29 protein-coding genes and 1 tRNA gene are annotated in these 25,816 nt (G+C 63.2%); 16 read left to right on the forward strand and 14 right to left on the reverse strand.

From position 1 onward, the window contains the following. Positions 1–284: 284 nt before the first annotated feature. Positions 285–656 carry a MerR family transcriptional regulator gene (locus CXY70_RS01835; RefSeq protein ID WP_233205692.1) on the forward strand — a complete coding sequence of 124 codons (372 nt, stop codon included), beginning with the start codon at positions 285–287 and terminating at the stop codon, positions 654–656. Between the two features lie 46 nt (positions 657–702). After that, entirely contained in the window at positions 703–1,338 is a 636-nt protein-coding gene (locus CXY70_RS01840; protein WP_104190699.1) for a hypothetical protein, read from the forward strand. Here the strand turns inward: CXY70_RS01840 and CXY70_RS01845 are convergent. Further along, complete coding sequence (locus CXY70_RS01845; protein WP_104190700.1) at positions 1,335–1,748, reverse strand: DUF1294 domain-containing protein; 414 nt, start codon at positions 1,746–1,748, stop codon at positions 1,335–1,337. The two genes, CXY70_RS01840 and CXY70_RS01845, sit on opposite strands and share 4 nt — an antisense overlap. Positions 1,749–1,897: 149 nt before the next feature. Beyond that, the gene (locus CXY70_RS01850) at positions 1,898–2,617 is read right to left on the reverse strand and encodes a flavodoxin family protein (RefSeq protein ID WP_104190701.1); all 720 of its coding nucleotides are present in this window, start codon (positions 2,615–2,617) and stop codon (positions 1,898–1,900) included. 150 nt (positions 2,618–2,767) lie between these two features. On the opposite strand from CXY70_RS01850, the gene CXY70_RS01855 reads away from it, so the two are divergent. Then, positions 2,768–2,840: transfer RNA gene (locus tag CXY70_RS01855), tRNA-Arg, on the forward strand. Between the two features lie 99 nt (positions 2,841–2,939). After that, positions 2,940–4,403 (forward strand): cryptochrome/photolyase family protein, encoded by a 1,464-nt coding sequence (locus CXY70_RS01860; protein WP_104190702.1) that lies wholly within the window; start codon positions 2,940–2,942, stop codon positions 4,401–4,403. A gap of 4 nt (positions 4,404–4,407) precedes the next feature. Here the strand turns inward: CXY70_RS01860 and CXY70_RS01865 are convergent, their stop codons facing one another. From CXY70_RS01865 to upp, 4 genes are all read right to left on the reverse strand, one after another. Next, the gene (locus CXY70_RS01865) at positions 4,408–5,106 is read right to left on the reverse strand and encodes an SDR family oxidoreductase (protein WP_104190703.1); all 699 of its coding nucleotides are present in this window, start codon (positions 5,104–5,106) and stop codon (positions 4,408–4,410) included. A gap of 252 nt (positions 5,107–5,358) precedes the next feature. Further along, positions 5,359–5,757: a MarR family winged helix-turn-helix transcriptional regulator gene (locus tag CXY70_RS01870; RefSeq protein WP_233205684.1), complete on the reverse strand. Its 399-nt coding sequence runs from the start codon at positions 5,755–5,757 to the stop codon at positions 5,359–5,361. 384 nt (positions 5,758–6,141) lie between these two features. After that, on the reverse strand, positions 6,142–6,846 hold the full coding sequence (locus CXY70_RS01875; protein WP_104190705.1) for a winged helix-turn-helix domain-containing protein: 705 nt from the start codon (positions 6,844–6,846) through the stop codon (positions 6,142–6,144). A gap of 527 nt (positions 6,847–7,373) precedes the next feature. Further along, positions 7,374–8,006: a uracil phosphoribosyltransferase gene (gene upp, locus CXY70_RS01880; protein WP_104190706.1), complete on the reverse strand. Its 633-nt coding sequence runs from the start codon at positions 8,004–8,006 to the stop codon at positions 7,374–7,376. A 44-nt stretch (positions 8,007–8,050) separates the two neighbouring features. On the opposite strand from upp, the gene tadA reads away from it, so the two are divergent. Next, positions 8,051–8,527 (forward strand): tRNA adenosine(34) deaminase TadA, encoded by a 477-nt coding sequence (gene tadA, locus CXY70_RS01885; protein WP_255412002.1) that lies wholly within the window; start codon positions 8,051–8,053, stop codon positions 8,525–8,527. Positions 8,528–8,530: 3 nt separating this feature from the next. Here tadA and CXY70_RS01890 read toward each other — a convergent pair whose 3' ends face one another. Further along, positions 8,531–9,493: a cation diffusion facilitator family transporter gene (locus tag CXY70_RS01890; RefSeq protein WP_104190707.1), complete on the reverse strand. Its 963-nt coding sequence runs from the start codon at positions 9,491–9,493 to the stop codon at positions 8,531–8,533. Between the two features lie 92 nt (positions 9,494–9,585). On the opposite strand from CXY70_RS01890, the gene proC reads away from it, so the two are divergent. Continuing rightward, a complete protein-coding gene (gene proC, locus CXY70_RS01895; protein WP_104190708.1) occupies positions 9,586–10,434 on the forward strand; it encodes a pyrroline-5-carboxylate reductase in 849 nt (282 codons plus the stop codon). A 7-nt stretch (positions 10,435–10,441) separates the two neighbouring features. Here the strand turns inward: proC and CXY70_RS01900 are convergent, their stop codons facing one another. From CXY70_RS01900 to CXY70_RS01910, 3 genes are all read right to left on the reverse strand, one after another. Further along, entirely contained in the window at positions 10,442–11,806 is a 1,365-nt protein-coding gene (locus CXY70_RS01900; protein WP_104190709.1) for a cobalamin biosynthesis protein CobQ, read from the reverse strand. 112 nt (positions 11,807–11,918) lie between these two features. Further along, on the reverse strand, positions 11,919–12,590 hold the full coding sequence (locus CXY70_RS01905; protein ID WP_104190710.1) for a TrkA family potassium uptake protein: 672 nt from the start codon (positions 12,588–12,590) through the stop codon (positions 11,919–11,921). Further along, positions 12,583–13,965 carry a TrkH family potassium uptake protein gene (locus CXY70_RS01910; RefSeq protein WP_233205685.1) on the reverse strand — a complete coding sequence of 461 codons (1,383 nt, stop codon included), beginning with the start codon at positions 13,963–13,965 and terminating at the stop codon, positions 12,583–12,585. Before CXY70_RS01910 ends, CXY70_RS01905 begins: the two co-directional genes overlap by 8 nt. A 153-nt stretch (positions 13,966–14,118) precedes the next feature. Here CXY70_RS01910 and CXY70_RS01915 point away from each other — a divergent pair, with 153 nt between their 5' ends. From CXY70_RS01915 to CXY70_RS01930, 4 genes are all read left to right on the forward strand, one after another. Then, positions 14,119–14,586 (forward strand): helix-turn-helix transcriptional regulator, encoded by a 468-nt coding sequence (locus CXY70_RS01915; RefSeq protein WP_104190711.1) that lies wholly within the window; start codon positions 14,119–14,121, stop codon positions 14,584–14,586. 109 nt (positions 14,587–14,695) lie between these two features. Continuing rightward, entirely contained in the window at positions 14,696–14,794 is a 99-nt protein-coding gene (locus tag CXY70_RS01920) for a 30S ribosomal protein bS22 (protein WP_003792170.1), read from the forward strand. Positions 14,795–14,925: 131 nt separating this feature from the next. Beyond that, positions 14,926–15,195, forward strand: a complete 270-nt coding sequence (locus CXY70_RS01925) for a glutaredoxin family protein (RefSeq protein ID WP_104190712.1) — start codon at positions 14,926–14,928, stop codon at positions 15,193–15,195. Next, positions 15,192–15,491, forward strand: a complete 300-nt coding sequence (locus CXY70_RS01930) for a Dabb family protein (protein ID WP_104190713.1) — start codon at positions 15,192–15,194, stop codon at positions 15,489–15,491. Before CXY70_RS01925 ends, CXY70_RS01930 begins: the two co-directional genes overlap by 4 nt. Positions 15,492–15,648: 157 nt before the next feature. Here the strand turns inward: CXY70_RS01930 and aspS are convergent, their stop codons facing one another. Further along, complete coding sequence (aspS, locus tag CXY70_RS01935) at positions 15,649–16,962, reverse strand: aspartate--tRNA(Asn) ligase (protein ID WP_104190714.1); 1,314 nt, start codon at positions 16,960–16,962, stop codon at positions 15,649–15,651. A gap of 92 nt (positions 16,963–17,054) precedes the next feature. On the opposite strand from aspS, the gene CXY70_RS01940 reads away from it, so the two are divergent. Genes CXY70_RS01940 through ccsB form a run of 5 tightly spaced genes read left to right on the forward strand, consistent with a single transcriptional unit; the run spans position 17,055 to position 21,829 of the window. After that, positions 17,055–17,699 (forward strand): histidine phosphatase family protein, encoded by a 645-nt coding sequence (locus CXY70_RS01940; RefSeq protein WP_104190715.1) that lies wholly within the window; start codon positions 17,055–17,057, stop codon positions 17,697–17,699. Between the two features lie 11 nt (positions 17,700–17,710). After that, on the forward strand, positions 17,711–18,322 hold the full coding sequence (locus CXY70_RS01945) for a TlpA disulfide reductase family protein (RefSeq protein WP_233205686.1): 612 nt from the start codon (positions 17,711–17,713) through the stop codon (positions 18,320–18,322). Then, entirely contained in the window at positions 18,319–19,080 is a 762-nt protein-coding gene (locus CXY70_RS01950) for a cytochrome c biogenesis CcdA family protein (RefSeq protein WP_104190717.1), read from the forward strand. Before CXY70_RS01945 ends, CXY70_RS01950 begins: the two co-directional genes overlap by 4 nt. Then, on the forward strand, positions 19,064–20,740 hold the full coding sequence (locus CXY70_RS01955; protein WP_104190718.1) for a cytochrome c biogenesis protein ResB: 1,677 nt from the start codon (positions 19,064–19,066) through the stop codon (positions 20,738–20,740). The genes CXY70_RS01950 and CXY70_RS01955 overlap by 17 nt, the downstream gene beginning before the upstream one ends. A 15-nt stretch (positions 20,741–20,755) precedes the next feature. Continuing rightward, positions 20,756–21,829 (forward strand): c-type cytochrome biogenesis protein CcsB, encoded by a 1,074-nt coding sequence (gene ccsB / locus CXY70_RS01960; RefSeq protein ID WP_369851449.1) that lies wholly within the window; start codon positions 20,756–20,758, stop codon positions 21,827–21,829. An 82-nt stretch (positions 21,830–21,911) separates the two neighbouring features. Here the strand turns inward: ccsB and CXY70_RS01965 are convergent, their stop codons facing one another. The 3 genes from CXY70_RS01965 to CXY70_RS01975 form a co-directional block, all read right to left on the reverse strand. After that, on the reverse strand, positions 21,912–22,895 hold the full coding sequence (locus tag CXY70_RS01965) for an o-succinylbenzoate synthase (protein WP_199183338.1): 984 nt from the start codon (positions 22,893–22,895) through the stop codon (positions 21,912–21,914). A 95-nt stretch (positions 22,896–22,990) separates the two neighbouring features. Then, the gene (locus tag CXY70_RS01970) at positions 22,991–23,326 is read right to left on the reverse strand and encodes an ATP-dependent DNA ligase (RefSeq protein WP_104190720.1); all 336 of its coding nucleotides are present in this window, start codon (positions 23,324–23,326) and stop codon (positions 22,991–22,993) included. 39 nt (positions 23,327–23,365) lie between these two features. Continuing rightward, positions 23,366–24,328 (reverse strand): RNA polymerase sigma factor RpoD/SigA, encoded by a 963-nt coding sequence (locus CXY70_RS01975; protein ID WP_104190721.1) that lies wholly within the window; start codon positions 24,326–24,328, stop codon positions 23,366–23,368. Positions 24,329–24,608: 280 nt separating this feature from the next. On the opposite strand from CXY70_RS01975, the gene CXY70_RS01980 reads away from it, so the two are divergent. Next, positions 24,609–25,805, forward strand: coding sequence for an AMP-binding protein (locus CXY70_RS01980; protein WP_369851451.1), 1,197 nt, complete (start codon positions 24,609–24,611; stop codon positions 25,803–25,805). Positions 25,806–25,816: the final 11 nt, after the last annotated feature.

The following is a 25,816-nucleotide window of genomic DNA, read 5'->3' on the forward strand; positions in this document are numbered from 1 at the left end:
AGAGCGGTGAGAACGGAGGGTTCCGCTCGGTAGCGGTTGGGCGCGGTGGATTTATGAACAATGGCCATGAGGCCTCCAAAAGCTGGGCCGGCTGTGCAGCCGAAATGGATACAGAAAATTTGGGTGGGCGCCGCGGTGCGCACCTCCACCGGTCATCGAGGACAATGGTGGGAGAGAGGGCTCACAGATGAATGTCAGCCGACTACTGCAACACTACCTTAACGTTAGGGTTGTTTGTGACTTAAGGAAAGAGGGTTCCGGTGACACCAAGCACTACAGGGGCCATGGTCACGATGCACATCGGCGAACTCACCGAGAAGACCGGGCTGTCCCTGCGCACGATTCGCCACTATGACGAGGTCGGTCTGCTCAAGGCATCCGCTCGCACCGATGGTGGTTTTCGGCTCTACTCGCCCGACGACTTCACCCGGCTGATGCTCATTCGCCGCATGAAACCCCTCGGCTTCACCCTCGACGAGATGACGGCCCTGCTTGCGGTCATCAACCTGCGGCAAGGCGGTGGAGCGGATGCCGACAGCCTCGAATCCAGGCACCAGCTGGATGCCTTCATCACCGACACCGTTACGCGACGCCAGAGGCTCCAGGACCAGCTCGGCATGGCCGATGAATTCCTCGCGCTGCTCCGCGCGCAGTAGCAAACGCATTCACCGATAAAATAGAAGTCACCTGCACGAGGAAGTGGTGGCAATCATTTGGAACCGGTCCCGGCGTCGTGCCGACGCTCGCGCGCACGTCAGTGAACCCGACGTGAACGCTGAGCTGCCCGACCTCGAACGCACGGTTGACGAAGGCCTGCTCATTGCGGTGTCAGCCGTGAGAATGGCCGTGAAAAATGACATCATCGTCGGAGCGCTGCGGGAGCACTTCGACTACGACTTTGCGCGGTACGCCGAAAACGCCTGCAGCGAATTACATCGGCTGGCTCGACAGAACGAAGAGTATGCCCGACGGGTGAGTCGAATGGGGCGAGACCTCGCAGCTTTGAAGTGGCGGCCGAGTTTTACCGACGACCAGCGCCACGACCTCAAACAGTTCGCCCTCAGGTTCCGCGTGCACGAGCGATTGGCGCTCGCCCTCGACGCCGTGGCCGACGACAACGATCAGGTGGCGCGCATCGTGGCGAGCGCGCAACGATCAGCGAGCGAAGAGGTCAGCTCGGCGGTGTCGTCGAAACTCATCGAATTGGCCGTCGACCCGCGCGCGCCCGACTACGCCGAACACCGCAGCGAACGGCTGGAAGCCTTCGTTCTGATCAACCTCGCTATTTTGCAAGCCAAACACGACGCGGCGACCAGCCCTGAATTCAATGAGTATTAGAGAGCGCTGAAGTCGGTGATCGCCTGCGCTACCAGCCGGTCAAATGCCGGAGTGCTCAGCAGGGCAAAGAGGACGACATTGACGATGACCGTAGCCCAGAATGCTTCTCGAAAGCTTTTCTTCTGGGTTTTGTGGCGCAGCACCTGCTGCGCCACAATCGCGCCCGGCCAGCCGCCGATAAAGCCCCAGAACAGCAGGGTGCGTTCCGATATCCGCCACCCGCCAAACTTCGCCCGCCGCTTATCGACCGCGTAGAGCGTGAAACAGGTGAGACCGGTGACCAAGTAGAGCCCGACCACCCAGAGCGGCCTTGGCCAGTACACGGCGCCGACAAGGTAGACCAAGACGAACATGGCGATCGCGAGATAGCTGCCCCTGCCCGCTGCACGGCGGGAGCGGACGAAGGCCATACCCCATGCTAAAGGCTACGGGGTCCGTCACCATTGCCGCGCACCACCGGTGACACGCACGTCAGGGCGCTCGGCATGTGCACGAGGAACAACCCAAGAATCTGTCGAGGGTGCTTGGCGTACCACGGGGTTCGCCGGTTTGCTGATAGCTACCGATATTCCGGGTTCGGTTCGAACCCGAAGCGTTCGCCGCGGTCCCAATCTTGGCGAAGATTGCCAAAGGCTGGAATGCCACCGTTCTTTTTCAGGATCGAGGCGAGGTGCATGAGGTTCCAGCTCATGAAGGTCACGTTGCGGTTGGTGAATTCATTCTGAGGTCCCCCGGATCCTTCGTCGAGGTAGCTCGGGCCGGGGCCGATCTCGCCGATCCAGCCGGCATCGGCAGCGGGCGGAATGGAATATCCGATGTGCTGCAGGCTATACAGCAGGTTCGCCGCGCAGTGTTTCACGCCGTCTTCGTTGCCGGTGATGATGGCGCCGCCAACCTTGCCGTAGAAAACATACTGACCCTCGTCGTTGAATTCGCCAGAGTGGGCATAGAGCCGTTCCACGATGCGTTTGGTCACCGAGCCGTTGTCGCCGAGCCAGATTGGCCCGGCAAGCACCAGAATATCGGCGGCCTGCACCGTGGAAAACAGTGACGGCCAGTCATCCGTTTTCCAGCCGTGTTCGGTCATGTCGGGGTAAACGCCGGTGGCGATGTCATGGTCGACGGCCCGAACCAGGTCTACGTGCACACCCTGCTCCCGCATGATGCGGGCACTGAGGTCGACGATGCCCTGGCTGTTGCTGACCTCGGGGCTGCGTTTAAGGGTGCAATTAATGAAGACGGCGCGCAGGCCGGAGTAGTCAAAGGATTCACGTTGCATCTGGTTAGTAAAGCACTGGCTGAAAAACGAGAAAAGGGGTTGATTTCTGCTGAACCGGGCGCGGTGTACCCCGGAGCGGCACGGAGCGCTCCCGATAGCTGGTATAGTTTTCAAGTTGTCTCCGGGAGTAACAGCTCGGAAGATTCACATGCGCTCGTAGCTCAACGGATAGAGCATCTGACTACGGATCAGAAGGTTGGGGGTTCGAATCCCTTCGGGCGCACAGATTCAGCCCCGTTCGACACTGTGTCGGACGGGGCTTTTTGTGCGCAGCCGCCTGAATTTCCGGCCTGGCTTAGAGCACGTCGGTAAGCTCGCTGGTATGCCTCCTCCCCGTTTTCTTTTTGCCGACCAACTTGGTCCCCACTACGACGACGGTGGGCCTATCGTGCTGGTCGAGGCGACTGCCGTGCTGGGGCGACGTACGTACCATCGGGCCAAAGCCCACCTCATACTCAGCGCACTCCGCCACCGCGCGCGCGAGCTGGGCGATCGCGCAGAGTTTCTGCAAGCCGAGCACTACCGGGACGTACTCAAGGGTCGTGACCTCGAAGTGATCAACCCCACCTCGTGGGGTGCACGCGCGCTGGTCGCCGAACTGGGTGCATCCGTCCTGCCGAGTCGAGGCTTCGTGACGAGCGAGCAGGACTTCGCCAGTTGGGCCGACGGCCGGCCCGCATCCCGGCTTGTGATGGAGCAGTTCTACCGCCACGTGCGCACGACCACCGGCACACTTATGCGTGGCCCTGAGCCGGAGGGCGGGCGCTTCAACTTCGATCACGACAATCGTCAGCCGCCCCCGAAAGGTGCGACCAGCCTCGGCCTGCCCGACCCGTGGGCCCCGGTCGAAGACGACATCGACGAGGAGGTGCGCCGAGACCTCGACCGGCTCGTCGCCGTGGGCCGAGTGCACCTGATCGGAGCGGATGGCCCGCGCCGATTTGCAGCCACCCGTGCGGAAGCGCTCGCGGCGCTGGATGATTTCATCGAAACGCGACTGTCGGACTTCGGGCCCTTCGAGGATGCCTCGCTGATCGGGGACAGCACGATGGCCCACGCGAGGTTGAGCGTTCCACTCAACCTCGGCCTCCTGCATCCGCAGGAAGTTATCGACGCGGTCGTGACGGCCTATCACTCCGGTGGGGTGCCGCTGCCCAGCACCGAGGCCGTCGTGCGCCAAGTCATGGGCTGGCGGGACTGGGTGTGGCACCTGTACTGGCACCTCGGCGAGAACTACGTCGCGGAGAGCAACTTTCTTGGCGCCCATGAGCCGCTTCCACCGGCGTTTCTGGAGTTAAACGGTGACGCCGTCGAAGCGCGGTGCCTGAGCCACGTGCTCGATGAGGTTTCCCGCACCGGGTACGCGCATCATATCCAGCGCCTCATGATTCTGGGCAACTGGTCATTGCAGCGAGGCTACGAACCCTCGGCACTGTCGGATTGGTTCATCAATGCCTTCGTCGACGGAACACCGTGGGTCATGCCGGCCAATGTTGTCGGCATGTCGCAGCACGCCGACGGCGGTATTGTCGCGACGAAGCCCTACGCCGCCGGTGGCGCGTACATCTCGAAGATGACCGATTTCTGCGGGGGTTGCCGGTTCAACCCGAAGATCCGGCTGGGGCCGGACGCTTGCCCGTTCACGGCCGGATATTGGGCATTCCTGGATCGCGTGGAGCCGCGCATCCGCGGTAATCACCGCATGGCCCAGCCGCTTGCCGGCTTGAGGCGGCTTGTGGACCGTGACGAAGTTGTGGCTCAGGAGCGCACGCGCACAGACTGGTAGGGGCCTATCCGGCAAAGGCGGTGCTCGGCAGGTCGCGCTCGCCAGAGATGATCGCGTCGACGACGCGTCGGGCGACATCCGCTGGCTGATAGCCGGTAGGTAGTGGCGGTGCTGACCCCTGGATCGGCCTCGTGGCCAGTCCCGTTTCGGTATGGCCGGGTCGTGCATCAAGAAAACGGATGCCGTCCCGCCGCATTTCCCGGCCTGCCGCTTGCGCGAAGGCCGCGAGGGCTGCCTTCGAGGCCGAGTATGCCGCCATGTTCGCGGTAGGGCGCTCGCTCACAATGCCGCTGAGCGTGACAAAGAACGGGTCACGATGCGCGCCGGACGATTCGGTCAGAGCGGGACGGGCTGCACGGAGCAGGCGCATCGGTGCCGTCGCGTTTACCGCCATCAGGGTATCTATTGTTTCGTCAGTGACATCCGCCATCGGGCCGAACGCTACGACTCCGGCGGCGTTGATGATTCCGTCGAGACGGCCGTGAGCGGCGAGGGCGGCGGCCACGAGCTGTGCGGCCGTGCCCGGTGCACTGAGGTCGCCAGTGACCGTCGCCCCAAAGATGCCGAGTGCGGCGAGACGCTCAGCGCTGCGCCCGTGCAGGGTGAGCAGAGCGCCCTCTTCGCTCAGAAGCTGGGCGATTTCGCGGCCTAAGCCACCGGTAGCGCCGACGACAAGAACAGATGAACCGGAGAGGGAAGTCATGGCTCCAGAGTAAACGAGATGCTGAGTTCTTACGCAAGATTAGGGTTTTGACCCCCAAGCTGGGATAGCATCGACCGACGTGAGCATCGCTCAACCGGTCTGCGTTCGTTTTGTTCATAGGGATCGGTACGTGCTTGCGCCCGAGTTTCTCACCGGGCAATGTTCGGGCGCCCGGTGAGGAAGGCATTCCTGCGAGGGATTGCCTCGGTGGGACGAGGGGTAGGGCCCTCGTTCCATCGCCCCATATCCCGACTAGTCGTGGAGCATCGAGTCGTCGCCGGGGCAATCGATACGCAGCTTGTCGCAGAGCATCGTCAACTGTTGCAGCTCGAGTTCATTGAGCGTCTCGCCGATGCGCTGGGTAATAGAGCTCATGTGGTCAACGGCGACCCGCCGAAACAGCGCGAGGCCGGCATCCGTCAGCTCAATGATGGCGCCGCGCCCGTCGGCCGGGTCGGTGTGCTTGTGCAGGTATCCACGAGAAACCAACCGGTCGACGAGGCGGCTCACGCTCGGCTGGGTCAACAGCACATGCTGGTTGAGTTCACGCAAGCGGATGCACCGGTCAGGCTGCCGAGACAGGTTGAACATCACGTCGTACTCGTTGAGCGAAATCTCCTTCGAAGGGAAATTCGCTGCCAGACTGCGCATAATGGCAACCTGAGCCCGAAAAAGGGACTCCCACGCGCCCACCGCAATCATCCGATCCACCACCTGCGGCTCCTCGCCTCGTTCACCACGTCGTTCTCCAAGAATAGAGACTCGACAAGGTCGGCATGCACCGCGGGTGACTGTGGCGGCGGCGACGGCTTGAACGGAGATTATCAGGTGCTGTGCATGAAACTCGCAGGGGATTTCCTCTACGAAAGGTGGCGCCCGTTACCGATTCGTTATATGTTTTAGGTGCGTCAACCGTTTGCTGTGGCGGACGACGTGAAATGTGATTGCAGGACACTCTTGGTGCAAGGGAAGAGGGTCGGTCGTAGCCTCTGCGACTGGCCCTCAGTCCGTTTAAAAGGCATCTTGAGGGGTCGTCTAGAACAGGTCGGGGCTCGGCGTGGTCGACTGGCGTATGGCTACGTCCGCGTGGCGGTCAAAGCGGTAGCCCACGCCGCGTACGGTGCGCACGATGTCTTCGTAGCGGCCGAGCTTGGAGCGCAGGCGGCGAACGTGCACGTCAATGGTGCGCTCGTTAGGGGCATCGTCCTCGTCGGCGGAGTTCCACAGTGAGGCAATGATCTCGGCACGATCGATCGTACGGCCCTCGCGCAGTACGAGGTACTGCAGCAACTCGAACTCTTTGTAGGTCAGTGCAGCGGTCTCGTTGTCAAGGATGACGCGCTTGCGGGAGATGTCCACGACGACGCCGCTGCGGGCACGGTCCTGTTCCTCCGGCTCGGCACGGTGCTGGGCCAGGGCGGCGGGGTCTTGGAGGGCCAGACGCACGACGTCGACGTCCCGGCCGCCAGCGCCCTCCGGAGCGAGGGCGACGGCGGCGTACGTCTCGGCGGACGGAGCGATGTCGGCCGCGAGGGCCTTGAGCGCCTCAACGATGCGGTTCAGGCTGGTGCCGGCTGCGGCCGCTTTGGCCTCATCGATGCCGACGTAAAGCACGAAGCCGCGAGCTTCGGTGCCGGTCGGGACGGCGCGAATGCGTGGGGCGGCGACGGTCGGCGCCAGCGTCAGGTCGGGCCGGTTGAAGTGCGTGGGGCGATTGGCGTGAATGTGTGCGAGAGACATGAGAGGTCCTTGATTGTTCGATCGAAGGGGAGCCCGACGTAGCGCGAATGCGCGATCTCCGTCGGTGAAAGCTCGAGTTGGCCCCTGCGGGCCGGAGGTCGAATGCTCTAGAAGGCATTCGGCGCGTCGGCCTGACGATTCAAAGATCAGTCAGGCAAGGGACGCGAAGGGAAGTCTCGGTTAGCGGCACATTCGGCAACAGCGGATGGCGGGGGTGCCGGCCATCATCATGGCGGCAGTCCCGGGGGCCTCGAGGGAGGTCAGGGGGCGTGCGCTTGTTGTCATACCTGTGAGTAAAGCGGAATGTGACGCCGTGTGTCAATTTGACGTCGCGGTAAGTCTTCTCATGACGTGCACCACGTTCGCGGGGCCGCGTCCATTTAGGCGATTCGTTGCACCATCACGGTGTTGTAAAATTTTCCAAAACAAAACGTCAAAAAATCGAAGATTATTGATATAAACCCGGCCTGGCGTGTCGCTGGTCGCAGGACCTGCATGCGTCGACCGGGTTTATTTCGATCAGGTCGTCAGACCACGCCGTACAGGCGGTCGCCGGCGTCGCCGAGACCCGGCACGATGTAACCCTGTTCGTCAAGTTTCTCGTCCACGGCGCCCAGCACAATCGTCACCTCGCGGCCCGCCAGAGCTTGCTCCACGGCGTCGAGGCCTTCCGGTGCGGCCAGAATACAGATCGCCGTCACGTCCACAGCACCACGGTCGAACAGAAAATTAATGGCAGCGATGAGCGACCCGCCGGTGGCGAGCATCGGGTCGAGCACAAAACACTGCCGATCCGACAGATCATCCGGAAGACGCTCGGCGTAGGTCGTGGGCTGCAGCGTCTCTTCGTTGCGGGCCATGCCGAGAAAGCCAACCTCGGCGGTGGGCAACAGCTTCACCATGCCCTCAAGCATGCCGAGACCGGCGCGCAGAATTGGCACGACCAGCGGCTTCGGGTCGCTGATGCGCACGCCCTGAGCCGCCGACACGGGGGTCTGCACGGTGACCGCCTCCACGCGCACGCCGCGCGTGCCCTCATAAGCGAGCAGCGTCATGAGTTCTTCCACGAGTGATCGAAACAGCGGTGAGGGCGTGTCTTTATCGCGAAGCACGGTGAGCTTGTGCGTAATGAGCGGGTGGTCGGCAACGTGGACTCGCATAGGCTCAATTCTACTAGAGGCAAACCCCCGGTTTAAGGTGACAGATGCGCGCACGAGATCAGCACGCCGAGTGGATGCTGCTCGCCCTCACCGAAGCGCATGCCGCCCTGGTCTTTGACGACGTGCCTGTTGGAGCCATCGTCGTCGACGCTGCGGGCGCGGTTATCGGCTGGGGCCGCAACGAGCGGGAACGGCATCAGGATCCGACCCTGCACGCCGAAGTCGTCGCCATCCGGCAGGCGGCCGTGCACACCGGCGACTGGCACCTGACCGACTGCACCCTGATCGTCACGCTCGAACCCTGCGTGATGTGCGCCGGTGCGATCCTCGCCGCACGGGTGCCCACGGTCGTGTTCGGCGCCTGGGATGCGAAGGCGGGCGCCGTCGGATCGGTGTACGACGTGCTGCGCGACCGTCGGCTCAACCATCGCGTTGAAGTCTTCGCCGGCGTCAACGCGGTGGAGTGCGGCGCAATCCTCCGAGAATTTTTCGACAATCCAGCACGACGCACAGCCCGCTGAGGCCTATTCCAGCCCCTTGATCACAAAGGCATCGGTCGGCGGATTGGCCGAATTTGAATCAAAAAAGATGTCTGGCTCGAGATAGATCGTGCGTGCGAGCGGCACCGCAGTGCGAATACGAGTTTCGACGGCGTCGATGTCGGTGGCGACGTCGGCAAATCGGTGCTCGCCGTCGAAGGCAACCTTGGCGCCGACCAGGATCTCATCCGGCCCGAGGTAGAGCGTCTTGAGGTGAATGATGCGCTTGATTTCCTGGCCGTCGAGAATGGCCGCTTTGATGGCGTCGAGGTCCTTCTTGCTTGCGCCCTCGCCCACGAGAAGGCTTTTGGTTTCAATGCCGAGAATAATCGCGACCAAAACGAGCAGTGCGCCAATGGCGAGCGTGCCGACGGCGTCCCAGATCGGCTCATCCGTGACGATGGTCAGCCCGACGCCCACGAAAGCGAAGGCCAGGCCCGTAAGGGCCGCCACGTCTTCGAGCAGCACGACGGGCAGTTCGGGGGCCTTCGCATGCCGAATGAACTGCACCCAGGTCTCATTTCCTCGCACATGGTTCGACTCTTTGATCGCGGTGCGCAAAGAGAACCCTTCCAGCACCATCGCGATGGCGAGCACCAGAATCGGCACCCAGGCATTTTCCAGCGGATGCGGGTTCTGCAGCTTGTCGATGCCTTCATAGAGCGAGAACACCCCACCGATTGAAAACAGAATGATCGACACCACGAAGGCGTAGACGTAGCGTTCTCGACCATAGCCAAACGGATGCTCCAGGTCGGCCCGCTTCTTCGCCTTGCGACCGCCCAGCAGCAGGAGGAGTTGGTTGCCGGCATCCGCTACCGAGTGCACGCCCTCGGCGAGCATCGAGGACGACCCCGACAGGCCCCACGCCACGAACTTGGTGACGGCGATGCCTAGATTGGCCGCGAATGCCGCCACAATTGCCTTGTTTCCGCCGGATGCGCTCATGAAATCATCTTAAGACCGCGCATCTCCGGTCGCAGGTGGCGCCGGCGTGACGGTTTTGGGCACCCCAAAGCTGGGAAAAGTAGACTGATCGGATGACTTCCTCCCCGAATGTGACTCTGCCCACGATCGCCTTCCTCGGCGCCGGATCCATGGCTCGTGCCATTCTGGCCGGTCTGCTTAAACCCGGCGTGAACGTCGAGGGTGACATTCGAGTCACCAACCGCACCGCAGCGAAGGCCGCGGAGCTGGCCGACACCGAGGGCGTCACCGCCTACGCGACCGAGGTTGACGCTGACGCCAACCTCAAGGCCATCGACGGCGCTCAGATCGTCATTATCGCCGTGAAGCCTCACATGGTCGCCGATCTGCTCGGCGAAATCGGCAACTCCCTCGCGCCGGGCACCCTCGTCTTGAGCGTCGCGGCCGGCGTGACGATCGACACCTTCGAATCGCTCCTGCCCGATTCCGTGCACGTCATCCGCACCATGCCGAACACCCCCGCCGTCGTCGGCATGGCCGTTACCGGCATCAGCGCTGGCACTCGATCCAACGACGTCGACCTCGAACTCACTCGAGCCCTGTTTGCAACCGTCGGCGATGTGCTGGTCGTACCCGAGAGCAAGCTCGACGCCCTCAGTACCATCTCCGGCTCCGGGCCGGCCTATGTGTTTTACCTGATCGAACAGCTCACCGAAACGGCCCGAAGCAAGGGTTTCACCCCCGAAGAGGCCGCTGTTATGGTCAATGGCACCTTCCTTGGTGCGAGCGCGCTCCTCGCTGTGTCCGGCAAGTCGCCGAGCGAGTTGCGCCGCCAGGTAACCAGCCCGGCCGGTACGACCGAGCGGGCCGTTTGGGAACTCGAAAAGGGCGGCCTCAAGGAGCTCTTCGACACCGCAACGGACGCCGCCCTCGCGCGCGCGAAAGAACTCGCCGCCTCCTAGGGCAGGCCTAGAGCCCCTCGGCGATGGCCGCCGTCGCCTGCACCCACGCTGCGCGGGTGCGCGGCGCCAGTGCGTCGATTTTGAGCGGTCCGCCACCCACCAGCGAGGCATCGTAGGGAACGTCGACAACCGTGCGGGTGAGCTGTTGAAAGTGGTCGTGCAGACGCTTCGACAGCTGCTCATCAGCGGTTTTCGACGGCGACGCAAGCACAGTGACCGCCTCGGCGACCTTTTCGGCATGGCCCTTCTGCCGCAGGCCGTCGATCAGCGAGGCCGCACCGTAGCCGGTGTCCTCGCGAATGGTCGACACGATCACGAGCTGGTCGGCGGTATCGACCGCGGCTTCCCAGTTGCTGGCGCGCATATTGTTGCCGGTGTCGATGACCAGTATCCGGTAGAAGCGGCTCAGAGTCCGATGAAGTTTGCGGAAGGCGTCATCGTCGATGCTTGCAGCGCCCGCCGGATCGAGGTCGGAGGCGAGGGCGTCAAACTGGGCGTCGCCCTGCGATCGCACGTAGTTGTCGAGGTCTCCCACCCGGGAGCGGGAATCGCCGAACCGGTCGAGGTCGCGCAGCAGGTCGACGGCCGTATTGGTGTGCCGGGCGGCCTGTGCCCGCACGCCCAGCGTGCCCATGGTCTCGTTGTTGTCCCAGGCCAGGGTGTAGCCGCCGCGGTAGATGCCGAACGTGGCCGCGATGAGCAGCGTTGCCGTCGTCTTGTGCGCTCCTCCCTTGGGGTTGAGTACCACGATCGTGCGCGGGCCGTTCAGGCTGCGCTGCACGGCCGCAATGGCGGTGCGCTGCCGTTGTTCGGCGGGACTCGGCGTGGGGGAGACGAACCCGCCGCTGAGACGACGCAGGGCGCCCTGCCAGCCCAGCGCGGCCGGTCCGGCGGGGGCCGGTGGCCGCGAACTGAGAAAATCGGCCAGGTTCGGCACAGCGGGCGCGGCATCCGTTGCGGGTGTCACCAGAGATTCGAACAGGGCGGTAGGCGGCGCCGTAACGGGGGGCTGCATCAGCGTGGCAAATGGTGTCGGCACCTCGAGGGGAGTCACGACCGGAACAGGAGCGGTGCGCGCCGGTTTCGGGTGGCCGGCCACGACAACCGGCCCGGCTGCCTCGACCCGCCCGTTGGGGTGCACAGTCAGCGGCCAATCGCCCTGCTCGTCGCTCACCTGCAGCAGAACCGATTGCCCGCGACGACGAGCGGTCTCGACCACGAGGCCGATGATCTCCTCGCGAACGCCGGCCTCATCGGTACTGGTGACGCGGTGCGGGGAGCCATCAATGGTCACCTCGCCCGTCGTGTCAGTCTGAACCGTGGCGACGATGTCGGCCGGGGTTTTGGCGAGAGCGGGTACGTGGGGTGACATAGAAAGCCTTTCCGTTCACGCACACGAGCCGGCGCCAAGGCTCAGGTGAGCCGCGGCGAGAAGTGTCCGTAGTAGCAGAATAGCTGGTCGACTCCCCCGAATAGGGGGAGAACTACGAACCGAGCGCGGCAAACCGTTCAATATCGGCCTCGGCGCCCGACACGATGATGAGGTCATGGTTGGACACCACGGTCTCCGGAGTTGCGTAGGTAAATGGCTTGCCGGGGCTTTTGACGCCGACGACCGTCACGCTGTACTTGCGACGCACGCCCGAATCGACGAGGGCGAGGCCACGGATGGGCTTCGGCGGGTACATTTTCACGAGGGCAAAATCATCGTCGAATTCGATGAAGTCGAGCATGCGACCCGACACCAGGTGGGCGACGCGCTCGCCGGCCTCCGCCTCGGGGTAGATGACGTGGTTGGCGCCAATGCGTTCGAGAATCTTGCCGTGTGACTTGGAGATGGCCTTGGCCCAGATCTGTTGAATCTTTAGGTCTACCAGATTGGCCACGATCAGCACGCTGGCTTCCACCGACGACCCGACCGCGCAGACGGCGATCGAGAAGTCCTGGGCGCCAATTTGTTGCAGGGCCTCGAGGGAACGGCCATCCGCTTGAACGGCGTGCGTCACCCGCTCCGACCACTTCGAGACAAGGGCATCGCTCGTGTCGACGACGAGCACTTCGCGGCCCAGTCGGTCGAGCTGGCCGGCCGTGGCCGCGCCAAACCGTCCGAGCCCGATAATGAGCACGGGGGCGTCGTGTTTGATGCGATCAACCAACGATGGGTCTCTCTTCCGGGCGTTTAAACAGTTGCCTGCTGTGGCTCGCGGCCAGAGCTGCCGCGAGAGTCACTGTACCAACCCGGCCCATGAACATCGTTGCCGCCATAACGTAGACGCCTTCCGGCGGTAGATCAGCGGTCAGCCCGGTAGACAGGCCGCAGGTGGCGAAAGCACTGATCACGTCAAAAAGAACGATGTCGAAGGGTTGTTTCGAAATGTGCAGTATGAGAATGCTCGCGACTGCAACGGTGGTCGCGCCCCACAGCACAACGCTGACCGACAAGCGCAGAATGTCGCTCGGAATACGACGGCCGAACGCTTCCATTTCCTGCTTGCCGCGTGCTTCGGCAAACGCGGCGAGAAAGAGGATGGCCAGGGTCGTGACCTTAATGCCGCCGGCGGTCGACGCTGACCCGCCACCGATGAACATGAGCATGTCGCTGAGCAGCAGGCTCGACCCGTGCAGGTCACTGATTTCGATGGTCGCAAACCCGCCTGAGCGCGTCATCACCGACATGAACAACGATTGAAAGATGGTATCGCCGGCATTGAGCGACCCAAAAGTCTTGGGATTATCGAACTCGAGAATGATGTAAAAGATCATTCCGAGGATCATCAGGGCGATTGTCGTGACGAGTGTCAGCTTGACGTGTACCGACCAGCGGCGCGGTTTGCGCCAGCCGCGCGCGAACGCGTAGATCACCGGAAACCCAAGGCTGCCCAGAAAGACACCGATCATGAGCGCGCCGAGAAACCAGTAGTCATCGGCGAACGGGGCGAGGCCCCCGGGGTTCGGGTTGAAACCGGTGTTGGTGAAGGCCATCGCAGCGTAGTAGAAACTGTGCCAGACCGCTTCGCCCAGGGATACACCGGCCTGCAGCATGCGGGGAAAAAGCAGCGCTGCCACACCGACCTCAATGACGAATGCGCTGATTGCCACCGTGAGCAGCAGGCTGCCGACCTCGCCGAGGCGAATGGTCTGGCCCTCGTTCACCGGCCCGGCGTGAATGCGGGAGGGGTTGGAATCGCTCGCCGCCATCAGCTTCGCGCGCAGCCCGAGTCTGCGCGAGATGACCAGTCCCATCAGTGACGCGAGCGTCAATACGCCGATGCCGCCGATATTGACACCGACGAACACCAAAATATTGCCGAACGCTGACCAGTGGGTGGCCATGTCGACCGTGGTTAGACCGGTGACGCAGATGACCGACACTGCCGTGAAAACGGCGTCGTGCAGTGGGGTGATCGTGCGATCCGCTGCGGCGATCGGTAGCGAAAACAACACGGTGAAGACCAGGATGAGCGCGGAGAACACCAAAATCGCGAACCGTGATGGCGACTTGTGGGCGAGCGAGTCCACTTCGTCGCGCATCCGCATCAGAATGGCGAGGGGGCGCGAAAAGAATGGTTCAGCTCCGGTTCTCAACGACACCTGGAACCCCCGATTAGCCTGCGACTATTGCCAGTTTGAAATGGTACTACCCAGCGTTGGTTATTACCCAGCAGTAATGACTACCCTGAGGTTATGGCAGACATCTTCACCGTGGTGGCGGACTCGGCGCGACGGGACATCTTGCGCATTCTTTTGGAGCGTGCAGTTCCCGCCGCTGAAATTCGCGGTCCGTCCCGGGAAGTGCGGGGCGAGCTGAGCGTGTCCGACATCGTTGGGCACCTCGGGCTGAGCCAGCCAACCGTTTCAAAGCACCTCAAGGTGTTGCGGGAGGCCGGTTTGGTCACCGTTCGCGAAGACGGGCAGCACCGCTTCTATCGTCTGGAGTTTTCGCCGCTCGAAGAGATCGAGGACTGGTTGATTCCCTTTCTGAGCGTCGACTTCGACCAGGCCGTCAAGGACGTAGATCTGGATGCCGATGCCGGCCTGAAGGACGAGCAGCGCGCCTTCGCCTCGGCTATTGGCAAGGCGTTCGCTGACGCCTCGCAAATGTCGCACGTCGTCAAAGATGCAACCGCAAAAAAGTGGCGTAGAAACGGCTGAAGGAGGCCCGATCCGGCTGCTGAGTAGTTGGAGCCGGTTTTGTCCGGTAGAATGGTGTTTTCGTGTCAGTCGCGGGCCCCGCGACTAAACCAATACTTGTGAGGTCCGTGTGGGTTCTGTAATTAAGAAGCGACGCAAGCGTATGGCGAAGAAGAAGCACCGCAAGCTGCTTCGCAAGACTCGCCACCAGCGTCGTAATAAGAAGTAGAACGACTAAGACTCACGTCTTAACCGTTCCCGAGCAAAGCGCTAGCCCTTCGGGACTGGCGCTTTTTGCTGTCGCCCGCGCGGTGCGTCGTGCCAGTGCGCGCCGGCATGAAGTCGCCGTAGGCTGGAACCATGCCCACCGCACACCTGACCCTGATCGGCAAGCCCGGTTGTCACCTCTGCGACGATGCGCGGGACCTGGTCGGAAGCGTCGTGGCCAAGCTCGCCGACGACGTGTCGGCCCCACAGATCACGTTCGAGGAACGTTCCATTCTCGATGACGCCGAGCTGCACGAGCTCTATCTGGAGGACATCCCGGTGCTCCTCATCAACGGCAAAGTGCACAATTACTGGCGCATCGACCCTGTGCGCCTGCGCGCCGCCCTACTGGAGGTCTCATGACCATTCGCCACATCGTTTGCTGGAAGCTCAATGCCCTGACGCCACGCAAGAAGGCCGATGATGCCGCGGGCATCGTGGCGGGCCTGGAATCCCTCGTCCGTGTTGTACCCGAGATTCGTGCGCTGACGGTCGGGCCGGATGTTGCCGGCAATGAAAACTGGGACGTCGCGCTGGTCGCCGACTTCGATGATCTTGAGGCCCTTGAGCGTTACCAGAAGCACCCCGAGCACAAAAAGGTCGGCGCGTTTATTCGCACCGTTGTCGCCGATCGCCTGGCCGTCGACCTCGAGGTCTGACCCGCTCGCCGAGCCGTGACTTTCCGCGGTCTAGGGTCGCCGAGCCGTGAGTATTGGCTGATTTTTGGCTCGAAAGAGGCCAGAACTCACGGCTCGGCGACGCAAACTCACGGCTCGGTGCGGGCGGGGCACGGGGCCGAGCCGGGCCAGAGCCCGGCTACGGCTCGAGGCGGGTCGGACCGCGGAACAGGTAGGTGACCTCGCGAATTGAAGCCTGGTGCAGCATGAGCATCAGCACCCGGGCCAGGCCCATGCCGAAGCCGCCGTGCGACGGCACGCCGTAGCGGAAGAAGTCGAGGTAGCCCTCGATCTCCTTCGGGTCGAGACCCTTCTCGATCGCCTGGGCTTCGAGCACCTCGATGCGGTGCTCGCGCTGGGCGCCGGTCGAGATCTCGGTGCCGTTGAAGATGAGGTCGTAGCTCTTGGTTATCGACGCATCACCCTCGTGACGCATGTGGTAGAACGGGCGGATGCTCGAGGCGTAGTCGGTGAGGAACACGAATTCGTGCCCGTACTTCTCGGCCACGTACGCGGCGATCTGCCGCTCGCCTTCCGGGTCCATGTCGTCGTCGTCGCGAGGAACCTCATAGCCGCGGCTCTTGACGATCTCCTTGGCTTCGGCCAGGGGAATGCGCGGGAACGGCGTGCTTGGAACGGTCACCTCAACGTCGAACAGGGCCTTGACCTCGTCGCCGTGCTTGGCCTGTACCGCAGTGAACCCGGCAACCATGAGGTCTTCATGCAGCGTCATGACATCGTCATGGCTGTTGATCCAGCTGATCTCACTGTCGACGCTCGTGAACTCCGTGGCGTGCCGGCTCGTGAACGAGGGGTCGGCGCGGAACGCCGGCCCAACCTCGAAGATCTTGCCGAAGCCGGCCGACTGTGCCATCTGCTTGAAGAACTGCGGGCTCTGCGCGAGGTACGCCTTGGTATCGAAGTAGCCGACCTCGAACAGCTCGGCGCGCGACTCGCTCGCACTCGCCATGAGCTTGGGGGTGTGCAGTTCGATGAAGTCGTGCTCAATCCAGTAGGTGCGCAGCGCGTGCTCGAACGTGGTCTGGATGCGGAAGATAAGGTTCTGCTTCGGGTTGCGTAGGTCAAGAAAGCGCCAGTCCATGCGTTTGTCAAGGCTTGAGTCGGCCGCGATCGGCGTCTCCGGAATAGCGGCCGACACCACGGTGAGGGTGGCGAGCTTGATCTCGATGCCGCCGAGCTTGACCCGTTCGTCGTGCTTGAGCTGCCCGGTCACGGTGACGAAGGTGCCCTGGGCGAGGCCCGAAATGCTGGTGGCGGGCTCGTCGGCGATCACGACGCCATCGGCATCCGTTGTGCGGGGGTTGACCAGCTGCACGGCGCCGGACTCGTCGCGCAGAACGACGAATTGCACCTTCTTCTGGTCTCGAACGGTATCGACCCAGCCGGACACCGATACGGTGCCGTCGTCGAGAGCGGACAGGTTTTTGATCAATACGCGCGAAGTCACAGTTCGAGTTTAGCCGGAGCCGCCTGAGCGGGCCGCTCACGGCGGATTCTAGGCTGACCCCTTTGTAGACTGGTCGGGTGGTAGCCAGTCAAGTGCATCTCGTGCGTCACGGTGAGGTTTTCAACCCCGAACGCGTGCTCTACGGACGGCTGCCGAACTACCGGCTCTCCGAGCGGGGTGTCCTGATGGCCGAAGCCGCCGCGGAAGAACTGGTCGAACGGGGCCGCGCGGTTGTGCGTGTCATCGCTTCGCCCCTGCAACGCGCGCAGGAATCGGCCGCGCCGATCGCCGCCGCCTTCGCGCTGACGATCGACACCGACGAACGCATCATCGAACCGACGAACGCCTTTGAGGGCAAGCGGATGCGTGGCCAGGGCGGCGCGTTACGCGACCCGTGCAACTGGCCGGCCCTGATCAATCCGTTGAAGCCGAGCTGGGGAGAACCCTTCCGTTCAATCTCTGCCCGCATGCTCGCGGCGATCGACGACGCCTGGAACTCGGTCGATGAGGGTGACGTAGTGCTGGTCAGCCACCAGCTGCCGATTTGGATGGTGCACCGCGCTCTCGCCCACGAACAGCTTGCGCACGACCCGCGCAAACGCCGCTGCGACCTGTCGAGCATCACCACCCTGTGCTGGCACGGCGACCACTTCGCCGAAACCGGCTACGCCAGCCCGGCACTGGCCCTTCTCGACCCGAGCAACGATGTGGGTGCTGTATGAATCATCGCCGCGTGAGCCAACGCCGCCGCCTCGCCCCGCTGCTGGCCGGGCTGACCGCCGGTGCCCTGGTGCTTTCGGGTTGCTCCTCTGATCCGCTCGCGGATCAGTACCGGGAAGGCTCAAACAAGGGTTTCATCGCCGGCGATGGCAGCGTCACCGAGATCGCCCTCGCCGATCGCGGTGAGGCCATCGAGTTCTCCGGCGTGACAGAGACGGGCGATACGGTGACGAGCGCCGACACGCAAGGCGAGGTTCTGGTCGTCAACTTCTGGTACGCCAGCTGTGCACCGTGCCGCGCTGAGGCATCCGATCTGCAAAGCATCAATGCCCAATTCGAGAACGAGGGCGCGAGTTTTCTCGGCGTCAACGTGCGTGACCAGGCCCCCAATGCCATTGCTTTTAACGAAACCTACAGCGTGACCTACCCCTCGGTGCTCGACGTTGATACCGGAGCCATGCAGCTCGCGTTCAGCGGCAGCATTCCGCCGAACGCGGTGCCGACCACTCTGGTGCTTGACACCGAAGGGCGGGTCGCGGCGCGCATTCTGGGCCAGGTCACGTCGCCGTCCGTTCTGGAAACCCTGATTCGGGACACGATCGCGGAGACTGGCACGACCGAGTGAACAATCCTTTCGGAGAGATCGTCTTCAGCGGCCAGCTGCTCTTCGCCATTCCCATCGCACTCCTCGCCGGCCTCGTGTCGTTCGCCTCGCCGTGCATCCTGCCGCTCGTTCCCGGTTACCTCGCCTACATCGGTGGCTTCACCGACGGACGCACCGGTGCCTCCAAGCGTGACCGTCGCGGTCGCACCCGGCTCCTGGCCGGGGTCGGTCTGTTCGTGCTCGGCTTTACCGTGGTATTTGTGCTCACCGGCGTTGTCTTTGGTGCCGCCGGATTCTGGCTCAACTCCTACCGCGACCTGATCACGCGACTCGCCGGCGTGGTGGTTATCCTCTTAGGCCTCGTCTTCGTCGGCCAGTTCGGTGCCATGCAACGCACCCTCAAAACCAACTGGCGCCCCAAGATGGGTCTCGCCGGCGCCCCCGTGCTCGGTGCGGTCTTCGCGGTGGGCTGGACGCCATGCACCGGTCCCACCCTCACGGCCATCAACTCGCTCAGTCTCGGCACCGGTTCGCCCTGGCAAGGCGGCCTGCTGGCCCTCTTCTATTCTCTCGGCCTCGGAATTCCTTTTCTGTTGATCGCCCTCGGCCTCAACTGGGCCACCGGATCGGTCGCCTTCCTTAAACGGCATATTCGTGCCATCAACCTGTTCGGCGGCGTTCTGCTCGTCGTCATTGGAGTACTCATGGTGACTGGCATCTGGAACGCCTGGCTCCTCGATTTGCAAGGGGTGATTGGCAGCTTTGTCCCGGCCATCTGACCACTACGATTCCCGCCCGCAGGCGCCGCAAACCGGTGTCGTGCAGCCCAAGCTCGGCCTGACCGGCTGGTTGCGCTGGTTCTGGCGTCAGCTCACGAGCATGCGCACCGCACTGTTCCTGCTGCTTATGCTCGCCATCGCGGCCATTCCCGGATCGCTCGTGCCCCAGCGCAGCTCCGACCCGAACGGTGTCACCCAGTACTTCGCCGACAATGCCGACCTGGCGCCGATCCTGGACAAACTGCAAGCCTTCGACGTCTACACCTCGGCCTGGTTCTCGTCGATTTACCTGCTGCTGTTCATTTCTCTCATCGGCTGCGTCATTCCGCGCACCAAACATCACTTCCAGGCCCTGCGCGCCAAGCCGCCAACCACACCGGCCCGCCTAGGGCGGCTGTCCGGTTTCACCACGCAAGACGCGCCGGCGCACACGGATGCCCGCGCCGCTATCACGCACGCCCGCACCCTCCTGAAGTCCAGCGGCTACCGCGTCGTCCGCTTTGATTCCGACACCGAGTCATCCGTTTCGGCGGAGCGTGGCTACCTGCGGGAGACCGGCAACCTCGTCTTTCATGCTGCGCTCGTGGGCATTCTGGTCACCGTTGGATTCGGCGGCGGTTATGGCTTTAGCGGCCAACGAGTGATCGTCGAAGGGCAGACCTTTGTGAACACGCTGCTCGCCTACGACTCCTTTAACCCGGGACGATTCTTCGACGACACCACGCTCGACCCGTACACGCTGAGCCTGGATGACTTCGCGGTCTCCTACGAACAGCAGAATCTGCAGGCCTACGGCCAGCCGGTCGACTTCACCGCCGACGTGACCGTCACCCCCAAGGGTGAGGCGGCTGAGCCCGGCGTCGTCAAGGTTAACGGACCGCTGCGCACTAACGGAACGAGCATCTTCCTGCTTGGCAACGGGTACGCACCGACCATTCAGGTCACCGCCCCCGACGGTACCGTCGTCTTTTCAGACTCGGTGCCATTCTTGCCGCAGGACGCCAATCTCACCTCGCTTGGCATCGTGAAAGTGCCGGACGGACTGGCCGAACAGGTCGGCATGATCGGGTTCTTCTATCCCACTCAGGACAAAGCGGCGTCCGGCGCAAACTTCTCCAGCTACCCCGACCTCGAGTACCCGTTGCTCACTCTGAACGTCTATACCGGCGATCTCGGTCTTGATGCCGGCGTGCCAACATCCGTCTATTCGCTCGTCACCGATACCCTGACCCGGCAGACCGGCGGCGAGACCGGCGTTGCGTCGATCGAACTGAAGCCGGGTGAATCGGCCGAGCTGCCGGGCGACCTCGGCACCGTCAGCTTCGTCGACAACAACCCGGCCGCAACGGCCGCCGACGACTTCACCCAGTCGGTTCCGCGCTTCGCAAGTTTTGACATTCACCACGACCCAACGCAGATCTGGTTGATCTCCTTCTCGATGCTCGTGCTGTTCGGCCTGTTCACCGGGCTGCTCGTGCCGCGTCGCCGCGTTTGGGTGAAGGCCACGACCCGAACCGACGGAACCGTGCATCTCGAGTATGCGGGCCTGGCCCGTGGCGATGACCCGGCTCTCGAAGGTGCCATCACGAATGTGGCTGACCGTCACCTCAAGCTGTTGAAAACCCACCAACCCGTCGCAGCGAATCCCGAATCGATTTAGGCTTACATCGTGAATCTGACTGACACCGCACTGCTCAACTCATACTCGCTCTACGCGCTGTACTCGGCGATGGCCATCTACGCCTTTGCTTTCATCGCTTTCGCAGTCGACCTCGCGCGTCGTTCAAGCGCCGTGAGTGCGATGGAATCCGACCTGACTGAAGTGGATGCCGCTGCTTCCGTGGGCAGAGTAGTAGCCGCCGGCCGCACCAGCACCCTCGAACGGCCGGCCGTGAAGCGACCCGTACTGTCGCGCATCAGCGCCCGTATGGACGACGACGCGGCGTTGCCGTACGGCCGCTCGTCGAGCCTGCGCGTGGGAGTTGCCCTCACCGTACTGGCCTGGGCGTTGCACCTCGCGGCTACCATCATGCGCGGCTTCGCGGCCGACCGGGTGCCGTGGGCGAACATGTACGAGTTCGCGCTGACGGGCACGCTGCTCATTATGACGGTGTTCCTCATCGTGCTGATCCGCTCCGACTTGCGTTTTCTCGGTACCTTCGTCACGGGCCTCGTGCTGGTGCTGCTCGGCGTGGCGTCCCTGCAGTTTTATGTGGAGGTTGCCCCCCTGCCGCCGGCACTGCAGTCGGCCTGGCTGGTCATCCACGTATTCGTGGCGTCGTTGGCCACCGGGATGTTCGCGCTCGGCTTCGCGCTGTCGACCGTGCAAGTGCTGCAGTTTCGGCGCGAAAACAGGGTGCGGGAGGACGCCGCCGCTGGGCGCTCGGCCGTGGCATCCGGTCGGCGCCTGCGTTTTCTGTCGACCTTGCCATCGTCGGCGACACTGGAGAACCTGGCCTACCGCATCAACATCATCGGCTTCATCCTGTGGACCTTCACCCTCATGGCCGGCTCGATCTGGGCCGAACAGGCCTGGGGGCGTTACTGGGGCTGGGACACCAAAGAGGTGTGGACCTTCATTATCTGGGTCATCTATGCCGGCTACATCCACGCTCGCGCAACCCGTGGCTGGCGCGGATCACGCTCGGCCTGGCTGTCGATCATTGGATTTTCCGCCGTCATGTTCAACTTCGGCATTGTCAACGTGTTCTTCAAGGGCCTGCACGCCTACTCGGGTCTCTCTCTCTAACCCGACTCACGCGAAAGCGGGTGTCTGGTTGCTTCAACCGGATTGAAGCAACGAAACACCCGCTCCCGGGATCGATTTCGGGTTACTCGGCGGCGACAAGCGCGTGCGTACGCGCGAGACGAGCGAGCCACCAGTCTCGACGTTCGGGGCTGGCCGCGTGCTGGTCGAGCAGGGCCGCATCCGGCACGACCCGGCGCACCGGAATGGCACCGGCTATCGGCAGCAGCGGCTCTCCCGTGACATCCTCGGCGAGTAGCGAGGCGGTGCCGAGGCCGCAGTCGAAGTACAATCCCGGAACGGATGCCGCGAGGTGCGCGCCCATCGATAGCCCGATCGACGTGTCGAGAGCGCTGGAGACTACGACCGGCAGCCCCGTCTGGCCAATGATCGACAGTGCGGCTCGGATGCCGCCAAGCGGCTGGGCCTTGATGACGAGAATGTCGGCGGCGCCGGCCCGGGCCACGGCGAGCGGGTCGCCGCTCTTGCGCACGCTCTCGTCGGCGGCGATCGGTACGCTCAGGTAGGTGGTGCGGTGACGAATCTCGGCGAGGTCGGGCACGCTCATGCACGGCTGCTCGACGTATTCCAGGTCGAAAGCGCTCAGCGCGTGGATAGCGTGTTCGGCTTCATCAACGTTCCACAGGCCATTCGCATCGATACGGATGCGACCTTCCGGACCGAGTACGCGACGTACCTCGGCCACCCGGGCGACATCGTCGGCCAGGGTTTGATCCGGGCTGGCGACCTTCACCTTTGCCGTGCGGCAGCCGGGAAAACGTGCGAGCACCTTGGCGACCTTGCCCGCCGGCACGGCCGGTACGGTTGCATTGACCGGAATGCTCGTGCGCAGGGGGTGCGGCGTGCTCTGCCAGCCGAAGTCGATGGCGGCTCGGAGCCAGTTGGCGGCCTCGGCATCATCGTATTCGACGAAGGGGGAGAACTCGGTCCAGCCCTCTGGGCCTTCCAGCAGCAGTGCTTCCCGACTGTCCAACCCACGGAACCGGTCGAACAGGTTCAGGGAGACGACGTGCGCGGAACCGAGTAACTCATCCAGTGAGGGCATCATGATTCCAGTGTGTCAGCCTCCGGCTGGGTAGACGGCCAGAGACGGAAACGGCCGCTTCTCGTATACGGTTCGGCGTCGTAGACGATGCCGATGGTTTAAGGCTCGTCCTTCAAAGTGCCCGACTGTGCGGCCGGGGCGCTGGTTTCCGGAATGATCTGCAGTCCGCTGGAAGAATTTGCCGTCGCCATGAGCGCTTCGATCCACTCGCGGTTGAGCGTGGGCGAACGGCTGCCGAAATACTTGTAGGCGATGGGGATGCCGGGGTGGAGCCAGATCGTGCTGCGTCCATCGCCGGCCTGCGGGTCGTCCCGCCAAGTGAAGTAGAACGATTCCCCGCGCCGCAGCTTGGCGCCGATCACAACCTGAATATGGGCGAGCACGCGATCGTCGAAGTCCGCGGTAAGGGACGAGTCGTAGGTCAGTTTTCCCATGTCGCGCTCCTGCTGGCGTGCACTCGATGCTGTCGGCGTTTAGTCCCTCAAATAATGTTCCAACCGTGGCACGTGCAGCAGGGCGAGGGCACGCTTCTCAATTTGGCGCACGCGCTCTCGGGTAACGCCCTCAATGTGGGCGATCTGGTCCAGGGTGCGCGGTTCGTTACCGTCGAGGCCAAACCTGGCTCGCAAAATAGAACGTTCCCGAGGCGGCAGCGTGTCGAGGAAGTAGCGGATGTCTGCCGCTCGCAGCGTCAGCGTGGCGTGTTCGTCAGGCTGGGGGAGGTCATCATCAATAATCAGTTCGGCCATATCGCCTGCGCCGTCACCGACCGGCGTGTGCAGGGAGATCGGTTCATTGTCGTATTGCAGTAAGCGCAACACGTCGCGCACGGGAAGCTGGGCGGCTTCGCCAATTTCACGTGCCGTGGGGTCACGGTCGAGAACGCTGGTCAGGTCGCGCCGGATGCGTTTGATCTTGTTAAGCTTTTCGGCGGTGTGCACCGGGATACGGATCATGCGGGACTTGTCGGCCATGCCGCGGTGGATTGCCTGGCGGATCCACCAAGTGGCGTAGGTGGAGAATTTGTAGCCGGTCATGAAGTCGTACTTCTCAACGGCACGAACGAGCCCCATGTTGCCGTCCTGCACGAGGTCCATGATGGGCACTCCGCGGCCGGAGTAATGCTTGGCAATGCTAACGACCAGACGCAGGTTGGCCTCAATGAACTGATTCTTGGCGCGGCGCCCGTCATGCGCAAGCCAGGCCAGTTCGCGCTCGTAGACCGAGTCGCGAGTGCCGGCGCTGTCGCCCTGCAGCAACCTGGCCTCAGCAAATAGCCCGACCTCGATGCGGCGTGCCAGGTCGACTTCCTGCTCGGCGTTGAGCAGAGTCCCCTTGCCGATGCGCCGCAGGTAGTCGCCAAAGGCATCCGTTGATGCGGCGGTGTATGTGCCCGGCGAGACTGTTCGGCGAGGCGCCTGAACGGTGGTGGTCATGGTTGTGAGCCCTCGCATTTGCGTTTCATGCCGTGTGTGATGTTCATGACGACCTCCCCGTACTTTCCAAGTCATTAGTCCACCCCTCGAACGGGGTGGACGACAAGGGGTTGACTTCTTGCTCGATTCACATTACCTGAGGTTTTTTCGTCTTCTCAACCCCTAATCTTACGGGTTGGAAAATTCAAAAAGTCGATGCTGGCGCCGCGTAGGCTGACACCATGAGTGAACAGGTGTGCGACCCCTCCGCAGGAGGCTGTTCTGACGCAGCAGGACCGTGGTGAGGCCACTGCGGACTCTCACGCCTGAGCATCCGCCCGCCGTTCTCGCCGCGTTGCGGGATGCGCTCGCGGGCAGTGGACCGGCGCTGTTACCGGTGCCGATACACCGTGACGGGATGCTCAAAGACGTGCCGAAACGGGTCGCGGTCGTGATCGAAACCTCAGGGTCGACGGGCACGCCGAAACGGGTCATGCTCGCCACCAACGCCCTGCTGGCCGGCGCTGCGGCCTCGACCGTCGCCCTCGGCGGGGCCGGACAATGGCTGCTCGCTCTGCCCCTGCACTACATCGCCGGGGTGCAGGTACTCGTGCGGTCGATCGCCGCCGAAACCACCCCGCTGATGCTGCCATCTGGCCGCTTCGATCCCCAGGACTTTCTTCGGCTGGCCGAGACCATGACCGAGTCGCTGCGCTACACCGCGCTGGTGCCGGTGCAGTTGGCCCGTCTGCTCGACGCGGCGGATGACCCTGCCCTGCTGGCCGTGCTGCGTCGCTTCACCGCGATTTTGGTGGGCGGGCAGGCGATCAGGCCCGATCTCATTGCTCGGGCGGCTGAACTCGACGTGCGAGTCGTGCGCACCTACGGGTCGTCGGAGACCGCTGGCGGCTGTATTTACAACGGTGTTCCGATTGGTGACACCCTTGTGCGGGTAGTTGACGGGCAGCTGGAGCTTTCTGGCGCCGTGCTCGCGGAAGGGTACCTCGGCGATGCCGCACTCACGGCCGAGCGCTTCATCCTCGAGCACGGTGTGCGCTGGTATCGCACCGGGGATCTCGGTGAGGTGGACCCGGTCGATGGCCGGGTCACGGTGCTGGGTCGTGCCGACAACGTGATCATCTCCGGCGGCGAAAAGGTCTCGCTCGACGCCGTCGAAGGCATCGTGCGATCCTGCTCCGGTTTCGAACAGGCTGTCGTGATCGGTGCCGATGACGACGAGTGGGGGCAGGTGCCGGTCGTGGTGGTCGGGGGCGACACTGCGGACTTTTCCGCAGTGACCGCAGCCGTTGTGGCGGTGCTGGGACGTGCGGCCCGACCTGCACGCGTCGTGCGGGTGGAGGCGATTCCGCTGCTGGCTTCGGGAAAGCCCGACCGGCGCGCGCTGGCCGGTACCGCGCTGGGCAGTGCTGCGCTGGCCACTAATATGGGGGCGTGGCACAAGGAGCTCGGCCGGTCAGGCCCAAACAACAACGATTGAATCCTAAGGCG

Source organism: Cryobacterium sp. Y82 (assembly GCF_002929495.1).
Lineage (GTDB): Bacteria > Actinomycetota > Actinomycetes > Actinomycetales > Microbacteriaceae > Cryobacterium > Cryobacterium serini.